The following is a 13911-nucleotide window of genomic DNA, read 5'->3' on the forward strand; positions in this document are numbered from 1 at the left end:
AACAAATAAGGTTCGCGAAGAACTAGAAAATGTAGACATAATGTTTCTTTTGAATTGTGGTATGAATTAGTTGCATTGCACTCAATATTTCACTGCGAACCAGAATACTTAAATGGCGCGTATAAATAAAAATAACATTTGTTTAGAGGCTCGTATCAGTGTCTTTTTACCGAAAACTTACCGTGATTATCTTGTCTCTGAGTTTAGGCGCATGTTCCACCTTCGGCTTTTTGTTTGAACGTTTGCCTTGGCTAAGTTCATGGCAGCTATCTCGAATGTTTGATTTGAATGATCAACAAGAAGAGCAAGTTGAAGTTGTCGCCGAAGAAATGAAAGCATGGTTTTTAAAAGAAGGCTTTCCCGTGTTGGTTGCTGATTTAAATCGTTCCAGTGAGAAATGGCAAAGTGCGCCCTCGGCAGAAGATGTGTCGGAACTATTCGATACGCTCGAGCGCAATATTGATCGATTTCTGAGTTCATTGGCGCCCCGAATAGAGCCTTTGTGGTTAATGTTAGATGACTCTAACTTAGACGCCTTTGATGAATACTTGGAAGAAGGTAAAGAACGTTGGTTTAAAGCTTTAACAAACGAAGAAGACAAAGAAGATCAGCGAATTGAGCGATTAGAGAATTGGTTTGGTGATTTAAATGATGAGCAGGTCGAGATTGTTAGAGAGAACATTTCTCTATTGCCGAATGAGTTTAATATTCGAAATGAAAACACCAATCAATGGGCGGCGAGTTTACGACGAGCCGTCACTTCCGGAGATACCCAGAGTTTGAGTATCTGGATTGTAGACCCTTCAATTTGGTGGACGGAAGACTATGCCGCTAGCCGTTCTGAAAATCGTAAGCAGGTAGAGCAAACACTTGATCGTCTAGTGCCGACGTTAACAGAGCGTCAAGTGGAGCACGCCAAAGACGAATTAGATGAATGGATTGAGACACTTCAAGACACTTTAGAAGACCAGTAATCCGCTTTTTTTGCTTTGTTAAATCAATATTGCAAATTTTATTTGAAAGGACGCTTGACCAAGTGCTCAGCACTCTATATTATTCGCGCCGTGTTGAGGGAGGGCGCAAACGCAGCCAGACAAAATCTCTCAAACCTTGAGCCTAGAACCAGCTAGGAACAAGCAAAAAGTTTTGATGCGGGGTGGAGCAGCCTGGTAGCTCGTCGGGCTCATAACCCGAAGGTCGTCGGTTCAAATCCGGCCCCCGCTACCAAATAAAGGTTCGCGACATACCGCAACTGCTTCTAAGCCCGCCAACTGCGGGCTTTTTTGTGCCTATTCATTCCGTAAGAGTTCTTCTCGAACCGTAGACAACTGGCACCACTTAGTGCCATATTTGATGCCACACCTAAAAACGCTGGTGCCATTTATGTCTGCAAAAGAAATAAACAAACTACGCGATATTTCCATCAAGAACGCTAAGCCGAAGGACAAGCCTTATACCTTGTCTGATGGTCAAAGTCTTTACGTTGAAGTGATGCCAAATGGCGGAAAATACTGGCGTTTAAAGTACCGATTTGCAGGCAAACAAAAGCGTATTGCCTTTGGGGTTTACCCTGAAGTCAGCATCAAAGAAGCGCGAGAAAAAGCAACGATTGCTCGTCAACAGTTAAGAGAAGGTTTAGACCCGTCAGATGTAAAACGTCAAAAGAAACTCCAGACGCATGTTAATGCTGCCAGTAGCTTTGAAGTGATTGCTGGTGAGTGGTTAGAAAAAGAAAAGTTACATTGGTCTGAAGGTCATACGGTGCGTGTTGAACGCTTCGTTAATAAGTATCTAAAGCCCGACCTTGGTAAACGTCCGATCTCCGAAATTACCCCTCAAGAATTATTAGCAGTTCTCAGAAAGAAAGAATCTGAAGGCAGGCATGATACTGCTCATAGAGTAAAGCAAACAGCAGGACAAATATTCCGCTACGCAGTTGCAACGGGAAGGGCTGAACGCGATCCATCAAGAGACTTGGATGGAGCTTTAACCAAGCCAAAAGAAAAGCATCTTGCCGCAGTAACAACACCAGGAGAAGCCAAGAAGTTGTTGATAGCGATAGATGGCTTTGAGGGAACGAAGGTAGTTGAGACAGCCTTAAAGTTATCCCCACTTTTATTTGTTCGTCCTGGAGAGCTTCGCCACATGGAATGGCAAGAAATCGATCTAGAAGAAAAGTTATGGTCAATTCCTGCTGAGAAGATGAAGCTGCGCGAACCGCATCTGGTGCCACTTTCAACGCAAGCAGTCGAATTAATCAAAGGCATGGTGCCACATACAGGCCGCTATCAATATGTGTTTCCTAATGCGCGAGGCGTTAGCAGGCCACTAAGCGAGAACGGAGTAAGAACAGCTTTACGAACGCTTGGTTATACAAACGAGCAAATGACACCGCATGGCTTTAGAGCAATGGCCCGAACTTTATTAGATGAAGTCTTGGGTTATCGTATTGATTGGATAGAGCACCAGTTAGCGCACGCAGTAAAAGACGCTAATGGACGCGCTTATAACAGAACGACGCACATGGAAGGCAGGACGGAAATGATGCAAAACTGGGCTGATTATCTGGATAGCCTAAAGATTGATACCAATGTAATTGTTGCCAACTTTAAGCACAGAGCTTAACAATATAAAACCCCGTTACTAATCAAGGAAATTAAAATAATGCGAGTAGACTAGCAAACAAAAAGGGAAGGGCAGATTAAAGAGATCGCGCACCAGTTCTTTGAGAGTGGGAAGACAATTGCCGAGCTTGAAGCAATATTCAGATACGTTGAACTCAAATTCCAAACTAGAAACAAACAGTAGACTAATTTCTTTACCCGTTTTAGCCGCATCTAGGGTCGCTCCGGAAAACTGGCCTACCTATACAGCCTGATGCGGTTGTTCATTCCATAGACTCGTAGAGGTGCGAAGAATCTTGATACACGACTACTATTCTCTAACCGAGCTTTCGGACCGTTGGTCAAAGCTTTTTAAAACAGAGGTTACCCTCAGAGACATTTTGCGTCTTGGAGCAACAGGAAAGCTTCAAATACATCTTTTAACTTTGGGGCTCGGTCGACATTATAAACTCGATAATTTTGGGCTTCGGAAACGGTGGTGTAACCCAAAGGAGCACACTGACGACAAGCAATTTCTCTCGATAGAAAAGTTTGAGCAGCTTAGCAAGGAAACTGTGGAGAAAATAGAAGCGACAGTGATCGACGGTGAATTGCTAGAGTTTAGAGAGCTATCTGTGGAAGTCGAAGACTGGGTGCGCGAGACTGTCTACTACGACATTCCCGAAGACTCGATACTAATACTCACAAACTACATTCGGGATGTACGTTTCAGCACTAGTGACCTTTATGTGGTCTCCGACGAAGTAGAACGATACGAGCGATTAATTCTGGGCGGTTCGTCAGGAGAAAAGTCATCGAAAATTAGCGAACAAACACTTTATCTGATCATTGCTCTTTTGAAAAAGGAGTTACTGCTAGAAAAAGGATGGAAACAAAATGCCTTGATAATGGACTTAGTTGAGCAGAAAGACGACCTTAAGGGCATCTCTAAATCAACTCTCGAATCTGTATTTGCAGAAGCAAATCGCAAGCTAACTAATCGATAAAAACCCCAGCAGGGGTCGAGAAAACCCCAGCTGGGGTGTAGCCCTTCCCGCAAAACTATTCAATCAGCCTCAAGGTCGCAGGCAACCAAAGCCTGCCGCCTAAGTTCGTTAACTGAATGAGGTTGAAATAATGAGTATTGAAATCCCCGTCTACATGATGCGTCGCCCTGAGACTTGCAGGACTCTAGGTAAGGGCCGCACAGCATTTTACAACGACATCAGCAAAGGGCTTATGACCCCTGGCGTTGCCATCACTTCCCGAACCGTTGCCTGGCCTAGCGATGAAGTCTTCGCCGTGATGAAAGCGCGTATTGCAGGCAAGAGCGAAGCCGAACTCAAAGAGCTGGTTCAAAACCTATTAGAGAGACGCGAGTTGGGAGAAGCATAGAATGAAAAAAACAAACGCCCCGAAGGGCGAAAGTCAGCAACTAAATTCTACATCAGCCCAACGAACACGGCTTTTAAATGCGCTCAAAGAACGCTCTAACGAAGGTGTGACTACAATCTACGCTCGTGAACAACTGGACATAATGTCACCAGCACCACGAATTATGGAGCTTCGAGAGATGGACTGGGATATTCGAACTGTATGGACGACAGAGGAAAACAGTCGAGGCTACAAGCACCGTAATGCCCGCTATGTTCTTGTCAACGAGCATTGTGGAGTCTTGTAAGAGATGGCTCGCCCTAAAGGAAAAAGTGGACAAAAGAAACGTCCTTTCGTGATGCTGCCAAAAGACGTTTTAAGGCATACTGACTACATCAATCTAAGCCACAAGTCGAAAGTACTACTTGTGGACGTTTTGAGGCAATATCAGGGCTACAACAATGGTGATTTCAGTATTACATTGTCTCTTATGCAAGAGTATGGCTGGACATCAAATGACACATTAACAAACGCAAAAAATGAACTCGTCAATGCAGGTTTATTGGTTTTAACCCGGCAAGGCGGTAGAAACCTCTGTAGCTTGTATGGCGTTACTTTTCACAATATTGATGAGTGTGGAGGAAAACTCGAAATCCCCAACACAACAGCACCACTGAGGTCATTTCGAATAAATTAACTTCCCTGTACCGTATGGCGGCCCAGCTTATACCGCCTTACGGTTCAGTTCTTCAATCTTTACACTATATTTTGATAAGCCTTATACCGCCGATCGGTATAGTCAGTACACATTTCAATATTTTCTATACCGCCTCTCGGTAACCTTTATATATTTAAGCCATAGGCTTTCGACCTGTATGCGATGATTCCATTTTGCTCTCCATATTAGAGAGACTAGGTTATAGAACAACATGCTCAGAAAAGAGTATTGTTAGACAGGTCAGTTTATATTGAATATTTGATGAGGTAGTAGATGCCAAGAACCAAGGAAGAGAGAGAAAAGGCTCGTAAGATAGCTAGCGACTTAATTGAGAAACGAAAGCGCGGAGAGCTGAAAATAAAAACGCTCACAAGAGACCAATGGATTGAAAGCTCAGAGGATGAAGAGATCCTTGAATTAAAAAAGAATATCCTGCACGAACTCGATAAGTAGAGGTGCTGCATCTAGATCAAGTGAAAATCCTAATCGATAAAGCTTTGAAATTTCAATCTCACTTAGCAAGCATTAAAGTCCTAACTCTTTCTCGCAGAGAATCGATACACACTTGCTAACACACCTACTAGAAGAACCTCAATAACGAGCCTCCCATAGCTAAGTTGTACCCCAAAGAAAGGAGAAGCACTTTCTGGCTTTGGTGGCGTAAAAAGAAACGCATGGGTAGCAGGCTTAACCGACTGGCTCATTCCTTCTTTTTGATAAGTATATTCCCAGGGAGGAAATAAGAGGGCTATAGCGAGAACAATAGCTGAAACTTTAATAATTTTATGATCTCTCTCATCCATGTGATTAACCTATTTATTGGCAGATTGATTTACCATGAAAAACCATGGCTGTTAATTACTACAAATTCCTCTATCAGCAACATCTTTAGACGAAGATGCGAGACAAGTATCAAAAAGAACCTCGCCATTCTTATCAGCCCACATCTCTCCGTCACCAGTGAAATGGAATCGAGTGCAATCGCGAAAGCGCGAATATTCGCTTTCATCCCTTTCTGCAGAAGATTCTCTCAGCTTCGCTATAAATTCCGCATTAGCGGCAGCTACACGCCTTCTCTGCTGCTGGAGCAAGCAAATCATCAATGCAACATTAGAAATGATGACGATCGCCGCCTGATACTCATCAACAAACTGAACAAGGCTGTTAGTTAAAATCATCGTCATTTGTTCAACTCCCGTGTTTACAAAGCGTTTACAGAAATCTCGTCACACAGCCCAGTTAAAACTACCGTTCATACAAGTGCTTTTGAAGGTTGGTTCGAACATGTACTACGGAGTCCTTGCTTTGTTCTTTTTGATGCGGTTTTGATAGCTATGATGCTAGCACTGAATGAAGGGTAATTCAGTAGAGAAATCGGTCAAAATTATTAGAAGTGATATGGGTTGAGTGGTAGTTTTGTCTATCAAAGGAAAAACAAATACACAGGGAGAGGCGTAGAGTGGTCAAACGAATAAAAGACATTTTAGCAGCAGTCATTTGCTCCTTGATGACATTAGGGTGTTCAGATGAGGGTATCAGAGGGACAGGCAACAAAATTTTCGGCGAAACGTTTACTCATTCTGGTGACAACTTTTATCTAACCAGAGTACTTGATGGTGATACTTTCTCAGTAACTTGGCTTCCTGGCGCTGAATATAAAGGACGAGACATGCCTGTTCGAATAAGAGGGATTGACACGCCCGAAATAAAAGGGAACTGCGCGTATGAAAAAAACGCAGCAAAAAATGCAAAGGAAGCACTAGAAAATTTACTAACCCCTTACGCTCGACTTAGCCCTAAAGGTATCATTCTTTACGATATTGATTATGACAAATACAGCAGACTTCTAGCTAAAGTAGAAGTTATCAACGAATCTAATGAGGAAATTGATATCGCATCGGAAATGCTAAAACAAGGCCATGCTCGACCATATAACGGAGGGAAGCGCCTAGGTTGGTGTCAAGACCTCGCTGAAGACTAAGACGCTTCCGTCTATCACTTACCAAAGGAGAAAACTATCGAAACTACGAGCCTACAGGATTGGCTAACCGTAATCGCAACTGGTCTAGCGGCCTACGCAGCTTTCTGTTCCTATTCGGTTTCTAAGTCCCAGTATAAGTTTCAAAAAAATCTCGCATTAAACCAAGTCAAGATTTCCATGCTTACTGAAACCATTTCGGAACTAAGAACGCTTAAAACTCTTATTTGCCAAGCCACCGGCGAGATTTCCGACAAGCGTTTTAACCTAATTGAACCGCTACTTTTCAAAATTAAGGAGGAGCTACAAAAATTCGACGGTGAAGGCATCATCAAATTAAGCAGCCTCAAGATTAAACATGTAAATTGCATCGGCGATATGATCGACCGCATTCCTAAAAAACATGACTATATTGACGAAGCTGTAGACGCGCTGGAACGAAGCAAAACCACTTTGTTGCTCTAATTTGCCTCTAAGTTCTTAAACTACTCGTTACAAAATATAATTGCTCTAAAGCTCTCCTCCACTCATACTATTGCTGACGATGGAGGTTCAGATGGAAGATAAACGCAAAGCTAATGCACTTAAGGTGCTGAGAAAAAACTACACTATTGTGGGCGATGGCGTTGCGCATCGAAAAATGGACGAAGCCTTTGAAGATAACTCTTCTCTTTTACGGTCAGTAAGAGACCTTATTTCCGCTCGCAATAAGAAAAAAGATTGCAACCAAGAGTCCTCGTATCACCAAGCTTAGGATAGAATCATATGACGGCTGATGGAATAGCCTTTGTCCTCATCGTTGCGTCTTGTGCCGGTTACGTTTTCATATCCACTACATTTAAATTCAAGTATCAGGCCGCTAGAAAGACAGGGCAACACCTTTATCTTATGTCTCTTTCTTGGGGCATATTCTTTTCAATCGTCGCATATTCTTTCGCGCGCCTTATCCAAAACCTGAGTTGCGCTGACTGCCACACTGGACTTTTGTTCGAGCAAAATCTATTTCAATCTCTTCTCCACTTTACAATTTGGCAGGCTCTTATAACTGGCTTGTTTATCGTAGGTCAAAACATCAGAACCGACAGAGCTAGCGCATTGTACGACGTGTTTCAGAAAGACGATCTTAGCAAAACCATCCTAACTTCGATGATCGAAGAAAAACCACTGCAAGTTACTCTAGATAATCGAAAAGCGTATGTAGGCTATGTGCTCGATACAGTTGAGCCAATGACTGAGTCTAGCTATTTAACTATCCTCCCTATGATGAGTGGCTATAGAGACTCGGAAACGTTGGAGCTAACACTCTCTAATGACTATTTTTCGTCAATTGAGGACTTTGAAACAGCAGGCAGAGAAAACCCTGATGACTTCGGTATCGTGTTACCCAGATCCAAAATTGTCTCGTGCCACATCTTTAATCAATTTCTACATAACAACATTACTGACGCCAGAAACAATTCTGAGCAAGGGACTATTCAAGAATGAATTTTAAAGGGAAATCAATTAAGCACTGGCTGTTTATTACGAGCTGGGCTCTCGTACTCTACTTCGAAACTCTTTACTCAACTGAGATGATTAAAGAAATTTTCAACGTTTATATTTCCCATGTTTGGGGCGTGCTAATAGTCACTGTCGGTCTGATATCGCCCATGCACTCAGGTGTCTGGGATGTTAAAGCTTCAGAGCTTAGCTGGAAGAATGCTTTGTTTCCTGTTGCGGTTGTTATTGCCGTAATATTATTGATCTTCGCCTATATATTACTAGGTTTATCCGCTAGCGGGCCATGGTGGTTAATCCTCGTCACTACTATATCGTTCATTGCGGCATGCCTTCTACTGATGACTGCAGAAATCGCAATGCTGTCTCGCAAAGCCTCACTACCTCAAAACGGCATTACTCGTAACTGATGTAAACTGGTGCCATATTTGGTGCCAGTTTAGTTATATATGGCCTTTATTTATTTATAAAACATGTGTTTGATAGCTCTTTTCAGTAGAGGCCCCCGCTACCAAATAAAAAGGGTCGACAATAGTCGGCCTTTTTTTCGCCTATAAAAACATTTATCTCCATCCCTGTCTTATCGGATTAAACCTAAGCTTTGGTGAACTTCGTTCCGTCTTTAGTCGTACTCTTAAGGCTTAGTTTGTTGGAGAACTCGGGTGACAAATCATTCTACGACCATCAATCAACGAGAAATCGCGCACTTCCATCAACTTGCAGAAACCTGGTGGGATGCAGAAGGTCCATTTTGGCCGCTTCATCGATTAAACAGGCTTCGGGTTGACTGGATTGTCGAGCAACTCTGCGCTCAATCCGAAATGGCAAACTCCCTGAAGCCTTTATCTGGTCTATCTGTTTTAGATGTTGGCTGTGGCGGCGGAATATTGAGCGAATCTTTGGCGCGTTTGGGCGCTAGGGTTACAGGCATCGATGTCGTAGAAAAGAATATTGCCATTGCGCAAACACATGCAGAACAACAGCAGCTTGATATTGAATATCGTCTTATTTCAGTTGAAGAGCTACGAAACGAAGGTGTTCAGTACGATGTTGTATTCAACATGGAGGTTGTTGAGCATGTTGCCAATCTTCCCTTGTTTATGGCGTCATGCCATGAACTTGTAAAAGAGGGTGGTGCCACTTTTGTTGCCACCATTAATCGTAATTGGCTAGCTTGGTTTGTGACGGTATTTGGCGCCGAATATGTATTGCGATGGCTTCCAAAAGGAACGCATCATTATTCTATGCTCAGAAAACCTTCTGAGATTGAGGCGTTCCTTAACGCTGACGCTTTCGAGGTAGTTCGCAAAGCTGGTGTGCGCGTTAATCCTGTCAATCGATCGATGTCGATCATTGAATCGCTGGCGATCAACTATATGATTTACGCAGAAAAGCAGCGATGAAACTTAGCTATTTTTCTGCGCTGAACTCTGTACAGGTGTAGCGTCGACCTTCGAATCAGCTTCTGAAATAGAATGTGTCAGGCTTGCTTCTGGTATCTGCTCGTTTTGATTCATTTCTTTTTTGAAATTCTTGACGGCACTGCCCAAATCGCCACCCATATTGCGAAGCTTTTTTGTTCCAAATAGTAAGGCTACGATTGCTAAAATAATCAGTAACTGTGTTGGACTAATCCCCATTTTTCTTACCTACTCGAGTGATTCCAAAGCGACACATCCTATTTTTTAAACATGACATTTTTACTTCAGCGAGATGTATTTTTTTCGACGCGAGTCCGTACTTTGTTGTGGATGAATGCCTGTATTGTTTGCCGCTAAAACGTCATATTTTTTTCAAATAATTGTCACATCACACGGCTAGTTTCTTCGGCGTGAGTTTTTCGCAAACAAGATAAATCCATAAAATTTAGGATGTGATAATGAGTAAAGCGACGTTTGATCCGCGCAAGTTTAACAAGAGTTCCAATGCGCCTTTTTCAGAGGTAATGGAAGCGAATTTTAACCGCAGAGCGGTTTTAAAAGGCGGTGTTGGGGGCATGGCTGCATTAGGCATGCTGTCTACATTTGGTTTGAGTGCTTGTAGCAGTAGCGATAGCCCTTCTGTCGGTGCTGATCAGAGTTCAGTGTCTTTGGGGTTTGAGTCTATTCCAGGTTCTCTCACTGATGCAGTGACCGTTGCTGCGGGTTATACCGCATCGGTACTAGCGCCTTGGGGCACGCCGCTTAACAATACTGCAAATGCTTGGCGTGATGACGGCACGAACACTGCTGAAGACCAAGCGAACTCAGTAGGTATGCACCACGATGGCATGCACTTCTTCCCATTAAACGACGAAGAGACAGATGGCTTGTTGTGTATCAACCACGAATATATCGACCAAAATGCACTTCACCCTGCTGGTGCAACACGTGACGCGATTACCGGTATGCGCACAGATGTTGAAGAAGTACGCAAAGAAATCAACGCACACGGTGTTTCTGTTATCCGTATTCGTTTAACTGGTGATACTTGGTCTGTTGTCGACAATGACTCATATAATCGTCGTTTTACGGGTGCGACAGAAATGCGCATCTCGGGGCCTGTTACTCAAGATCCTTCAGTGCTAGTGACGCCATATTCACAAGCGGGGGACCGTGTTCGTGGAACATTGAATAACTGTGGCAATGGCTATACTCCTTGGGGAACCTATCTCACATGTGAAGAAAACTGGCCTGGTTATTTTGTTAATACCGGTACGCGCAGCACAGCGGATGAACGTCTTGGTGTAGACGATGACGATACGCGCTACGGTTGGGATGATGTAAAAGGTGACGGCTCTGAAGTCGCCGATGAGTTCACGCGTTTTGACGCGACGCCATCTGGCTCAGGTCCAACAACGGATTACCGTAACGAGCCAAATGGCCACGGTTATATTGTTGAAATCGACCCATACGACAACACAAGCATGGCGGTTAAACGCACTGCACTAGGTCGCATTCGTCATGAAGGCTGTGTCTTCGGTAAGTTAACCGTTGGACAACCCGTTGTATTTTATACAGGTCATGATGGGCGCTTTGAATATATGTATAAGTTCGTATCCACCGCACTTTGGGATGCAGCAGATGCATCGCCAAGCGATCGTTTAGCCACAGGTGCGAAGTACATGGATGAGGGCACGCTGTATGTTATGCGCTTTAATGACGACAACACTGGTGAGTGGATCCCTCTAGTATTGAGCACGGCGTTATCAGACAACTATATTGCAGATAACAGCCTAACGGCTGGCTCAACCTTGGGCGATATGTTCTCTTCTCTTGGTGAATTGATTCTTAACACTCCAGGAGCGGCGGATGCCGTGGGCGCAACCCCAATGGACCGTCCAGAATGGTGTGCAGTCGATCCAATTACAGGTAGTGTTTATCTCACTCTCACTAACAATACGCGCCGTGATGCGACAACAGGGACAAACCCAGCTAATCCACGTTTAGACAATAAGTATGGCCATATTCTTCGTTGGGATGAGAGTGCAGAACCAACTGCATTTGAATGGGATATCTTTGTATTTGGCGCACCATCTTCGGGCGTTGATGCAGCGAGCTACAATAATTCTGGTCTGACTGAGATGAATCAGTTCGCAAGCCCTGACGGCCTGTTGTTTGATAACCGCGGCATTATGTGGATTCAAACCGATAATGGTGCAGACGAAGTTGAAAACTATACCAACGACCAAATGCTCGCTGTTATTCCATCTAAGTTACGTGTTGATGGTGAACAGCAGGTGATTTCGGCAGAGAATCAAGATGCATTACGTCGTTTCTTTGTTGGTCCGAATGGTTGTGAAGTGACAGGGCTTGCGATTGCGAGTGATAATTCAAGTTTCTTTGCGAATATTCAGCACCCAGGCAACTGGCCATATGCGGTTGATGCAACAACTGAAACTCCATCAGGTACGAGCATTCGCCCTCGCGCAGCGACAGTTGTATTCCGTAAAACAGACGGTGGTGCAATCGGTGTTTAGTCGGCAATAAGTTTGCCCCTTAAAGCAGCTCCTTCGGGAGCTGTTTTTCTATGCATATAAAATCCATTTTTGATTGCATTCATTTCGAAAAGATTTAATAGAATTAGCTTCTATATTTATCTCCTTCATCAGACGTTTACTGATGAACTTTTAACCTTGTTTTTAAAACCTTCCCAAACAACAAAACTAACGAGAAGTGTAACAAAAACACACAAATCTTGAGCAAATTAAATAATTTGAATTTGTCTAATAATTTCAATGCTTTATAGCGAATAGATTTTATCTTTTCTTGTTTCTACTGTGATATTCATCACGGTTATTTGCCGCCTCCTTGAGACCGCGCGTATCAATACTACTTTCATGAAAAGTTATTTGTAAAAAAACAAAGCTTTAGAGTTTGTCGTTGAATACAACTCGAAATCGAGTTGTGATCTGAATGTTTGGAGAAGAGCGCAATGTCTGATATCCCTAATGACGAAAACAACCCATTAAATGATGCAGTCGAGAACAGCGTAACCCCTGAGGCGAATAGTGAGAATGGGTCTTCGGGCAGTAATAATCAGCAATCAACAACCACTAATACTGCAGCAACTGGTGCTGATACCGTAAATAGTCAGATAACCGAAGCGGAACAAGATCTTAGTGGGTCGAACACTGAGGGCGAGAGCGCAGACGAGGGAGTCGCGTCTGGTGGAGAAGAAGAGGCATCACCAGATGCGGTTCAATCAAGCGACGCGCAATCAAATATTGTCGATTCTCAGTTGGAGTCAGACGAGCCTTCTGATGGTGAGGACGCAGCCGGTTTAAGCGAAGAGGCAACTGCCAACGCGCTTCAGGCAGTTGGTATTCAAAGTGTTGGTGGGAACGACATCGCCGCTGCGCTTCAGAATCCAGATTTTGCTCAAGCCGCGCAAGGCATTGCTCAGGATTTACTCGATTCCAACATTAGCGTAGATGACGCGTTGACGCAGCTCGAAGAGGCTCTTAACGACAACGATCCAGATTCTGAGACGACGACTGAAAGTTTTGATGTGATTGTTGAGGAAGCGACTGACCAAGTTGCAGCTGAAGGTGAAGACTTCGATACAAAAACCGTATCTGAAACATTTCAAATGGATGTTACTAGCGTTAATGATGACCCAGATGTCGGTAGTACTATTGAACTTACTATGCAGGAAGATGACTCGCTACTTGTAACGCAACAAGTGTTGCTGGCAAATTCGTCCGATGTGGATGGTGATACGCTCACGGCGTTGAATCTACAGACAGCCAATCCGGAACTGACGATTACAGATAATGGTGATGGGACGTTCACGCTGACACCGGCTGCAAACTTCAATGGCGATCTCGATATTAGTTTCGATGTATTCGATGGTGAAGCGACAGTCGCAGCCAATATCGATTTGACAGTGAACCCAGTGAATGATCTGCCGGTCGCGCAGGATCAGAATTTCCAGATGAACGAAGACGGGACGATCACGCTTACAGATGGGGATCTGTTAACGGGAGCGTCGGATGTTGATGGCGATACGCTGAGTATCTCAGATGTTACATACACAGGTACGGATGGAATCTTCACCGATAATGGAGATGACACATATACCTTTGCACCGAATGAGAACTTCAATGGTAATGTCACCGTCGACTTTACCGTGTCTGATGGTCAGGGTGGTACCGATACGGCCCAAGCGAATATCGTAGTTGTTCCTGTGAATGACCCGCCAGTTTCAGGTAACTTGGCGTATGCAATTGATGAGGATGGAAGTATCACACTGAGCCAAGA

General features: G+C 43.7%; 18 protein-coding genes and 1 tRNA gene. 16 read left to right on the forward strand and 3 right to left on the reverse strand.

The annotated features are described in order from the left end of the window. Positions 1 to 158 precede the first annotated feature (158 nt). The 8 genes from A3739_RS10050 to A3739_RS10085 all read left to right on the forward strand — a co-directional run bounded on the left by A3739_RS10050 (position 159) and on the right by A3739_RS10085 (position 5148). Entirely contained in the window at positions 159 to 974 is an 816-nt protein-coding gene (locus tag A3739_RS10050; RefSeq protein WP_068473572.1) for a DUF6279 family lipoprotein, read from the forward strand. A 176-nt stretch (positions 975 to 1150) separates the two neighbouring features. Continuing rightward, positions 1151 to 1227 (forward strand) — tRNA-Met (locus tag A3739_RS10055). Positions 1228 to 1383: 156 nt separating this feature from the next. Then, entirely contained in the window at positions 1384 to 2625 is a 1242-nt protein-coding gene (locus A3739_RS10060) for an integrase arm-type DNA-binding domain-containing protein (protein WP_068501223.1), read from the forward strand. A 553-nt stretch (positions 2626 to 3178) separates the two neighbouring features. Further along, positions 3179 to 3610: a hypothetical protein gene (locus tag A3739_RS28745; RefSeq protein WP_156502520.1), complete on the forward strand. Its 432-nt coding sequence runs from the start codon at positions 3179 to 3181 to the stop codon at positions 3608 to 3610. A gap of 130 nt (positions 3611 to 3740) precedes the next feature. Continuing rightward, entirely contained in the window at positions 3741 to 3998 is a 258-nt protein-coding gene (locus tag A3739_RS10070; RefSeq protein ID WP_082878347.1) for an AlpA family transcriptional regulator, read from the forward strand. 1 nt (position 3999) lies between these two features. Continuing rightward, positions 4000 to 4284 (forward strand): helix-turn-helix domain-containing protein, encoded by a 285-nt coding sequence (locus tag A3739_RS31160; protein ID WP_068501194.1) that lies wholly within the window; start codon positions 4000 to 4002, stop codon positions 4282 to 4284. A gap of 3 nt (positions 4285 to 4287) precedes the next feature. Next, positions 4288 to 4674, forward strand: coding sequence for a hypothetical protein (locus A3739_RS10080; protein ID WP_068501197.1), 387 nt, complete (start codon positions 4288 to 4290; stop codon positions 4672 to 4674). Between the two features lie 294 nt (positions 4675 to 4968). Further along, positions 4969 to 5148: a hypothetical protein gene (locus A3739_RS10085; protein WP_068501199.1), complete on the forward strand. Its 180-nt coding sequence runs from the start codon at positions 4969 to 4971 to the stop codon at positions 5146 to 5148. Between the two features lie 80 nt (positions 5149 to 5228). Here the strand turns inward: A3739_RS10085 and A3739_RS10090 are convergent, their stop codons facing one another. Both A3739_RS10090 and A3739_RS10095 read right to left on the reverse strand, forming a co-directional pair. Further along, positions 5229 to 5498, reverse strand: a complete 270-nt coding sequence (locus tag A3739_RS10090) for a hypothetical protein (RefSeq protein WP_068501202.1) — start codon at positions 5496 to 5498, stop codon at positions 5229 to 5231. Between the two features lie 51 nt (positions 5499 to 5549). Then, the gene (locus tag A3739_RS10095; protein ID WP_068501205.1) at positions 5550 to 5879 is read right to left on the reverse strand and encodes a hypothetical protein; all 330 of its coding nucleotides are present in this window, start codon (positions 5877 to 5879) and stop codon (positions 5550 to 5552) included. A gap of 275 nt (positions 5880 to 6154) precedes the next feature. Here A3739_RS10095 and A3739_RS10100 point away from each other — a divergent pair, with 275 nt between their 5' ends. The 6 genes from A3739_RS10100 (at position 6155) to ubiG (ending at position 9573) form a co-directional block, all read left to right on the forward strand. Continuing rightward, entirely contained in the window at positions 6155 to 6676 is a 522-nt protein-coding gene (locus tag A3739_RS10100; RefSeq protein ID WP_068501208.1) for a thermonuclease family protein, read from the forward strand. Between the two features lie 177 nt (positions 6677 to 6853). Continuing rightward, the gene (locus A3739_RS10105) at positions 6854 to 7138 is read left to right on the forward strand and encodes a hypothetical protein (RefSeq protein ID WP_068501211.1); all 285 of its coding nucleotides are present in this window, start codon (positions 6854 to 6856) and stop codon (positions 7136 to 7138) included. 91 nt (positions 7139 to 7229) lie between these two features. Further along, complete coding sequence (locus A3739_RS10110; protein ID WP_068501214.1) at positions 7230 to 7427, forward strand: hypothetical protein; 198 nt, start codon at positions 7230 to 7232, stop codon at positions 7425 to 7427. Between the two features lie 341 nt (positions 7428 to 7768). Next, the gene (locus A3739_RS28750; protein ID WP_156502521.1) at positions 7769 to 8158 is read left to right on the forward strand and encodes a hypothetical protein; all 390 of its coding nucleotides are present in this window, start codon (positions 7769 to 7771) and stop codon (positions 8156 to 8158) included. Continuing rightward, a complete protein-coding gene (locus A3739_RS10120) occupies positions 8155 to 8580 on the forward strand; it encodes a hypothetical protein (protein WP_068501220.1) in 426 nt (141 codons plus the stop codon). Before A3739_RS28750 ends, A3739_RS10120 begins: the two co-directional genes overlap by 4 nt. A 252-nt stretch (positions 8581 to 8832) precedes the next feature. After that, entirely contained in the window at positions 8833 to 9573 is a 741-nt protein-coding gene (ubiG, locus tag A3739_RS10125) for a bifunctional 2-polyprenyl-6-hydroxyphenol methylase/3-demethylubiquinol 3-O-methyltransferase UbiG (RefSeq protein ID WP_068473575.1), read from the forward strand. A gap of 3 nt (positions 9574 to 9576) precedes the next feature. Here the strand turns inward: ubiG and tatA are convergent, their stop codons facing one another. Continuing rightward, positions 9577 to 9810, reverse strand: a complete 234-nt coding sequence (gene tatA, locus A3739_RS10130; protein ID WP_068473578.1) for a twin-arginine translocase TatA/TatE family subunit — start codon at positions 9808 to 9810, stop codon at positions 9577 to 9579. Positions 9811 to 10049: 239 nt separating this feature from the next. Between tatA and A3739_RS10135 the strand changes: the two genes are divergently transcribed. Both A3739_RS10135 and A3739_RS10140 read left to right on the forward strand, forming a co-directional pair. Beyond that, positions 10050 to 12128, forward strand: coding sequence for a PhoX family phosphatase (locus A3739_RS10135; protein ID WP_068473581.1), 2079 nt, complete (start codon positions 10050 to 10052; stop codon positions 12126 to 12128). 455 nt (positions 12129 to 12583) lie between these two features. Then, a partial coding sequence (locus A3739_RS10140; RefSeq protein ID WP_156502522.1) for a cadherin-like domain-containing protein occupies positions 12584 to 13911 on the forward strand: 1328 nt, incomplete at its 3' end.

The sequence above is a fragment of the Oleiphilus sp. HI0067 genome, from assembly GCF_001635735.1.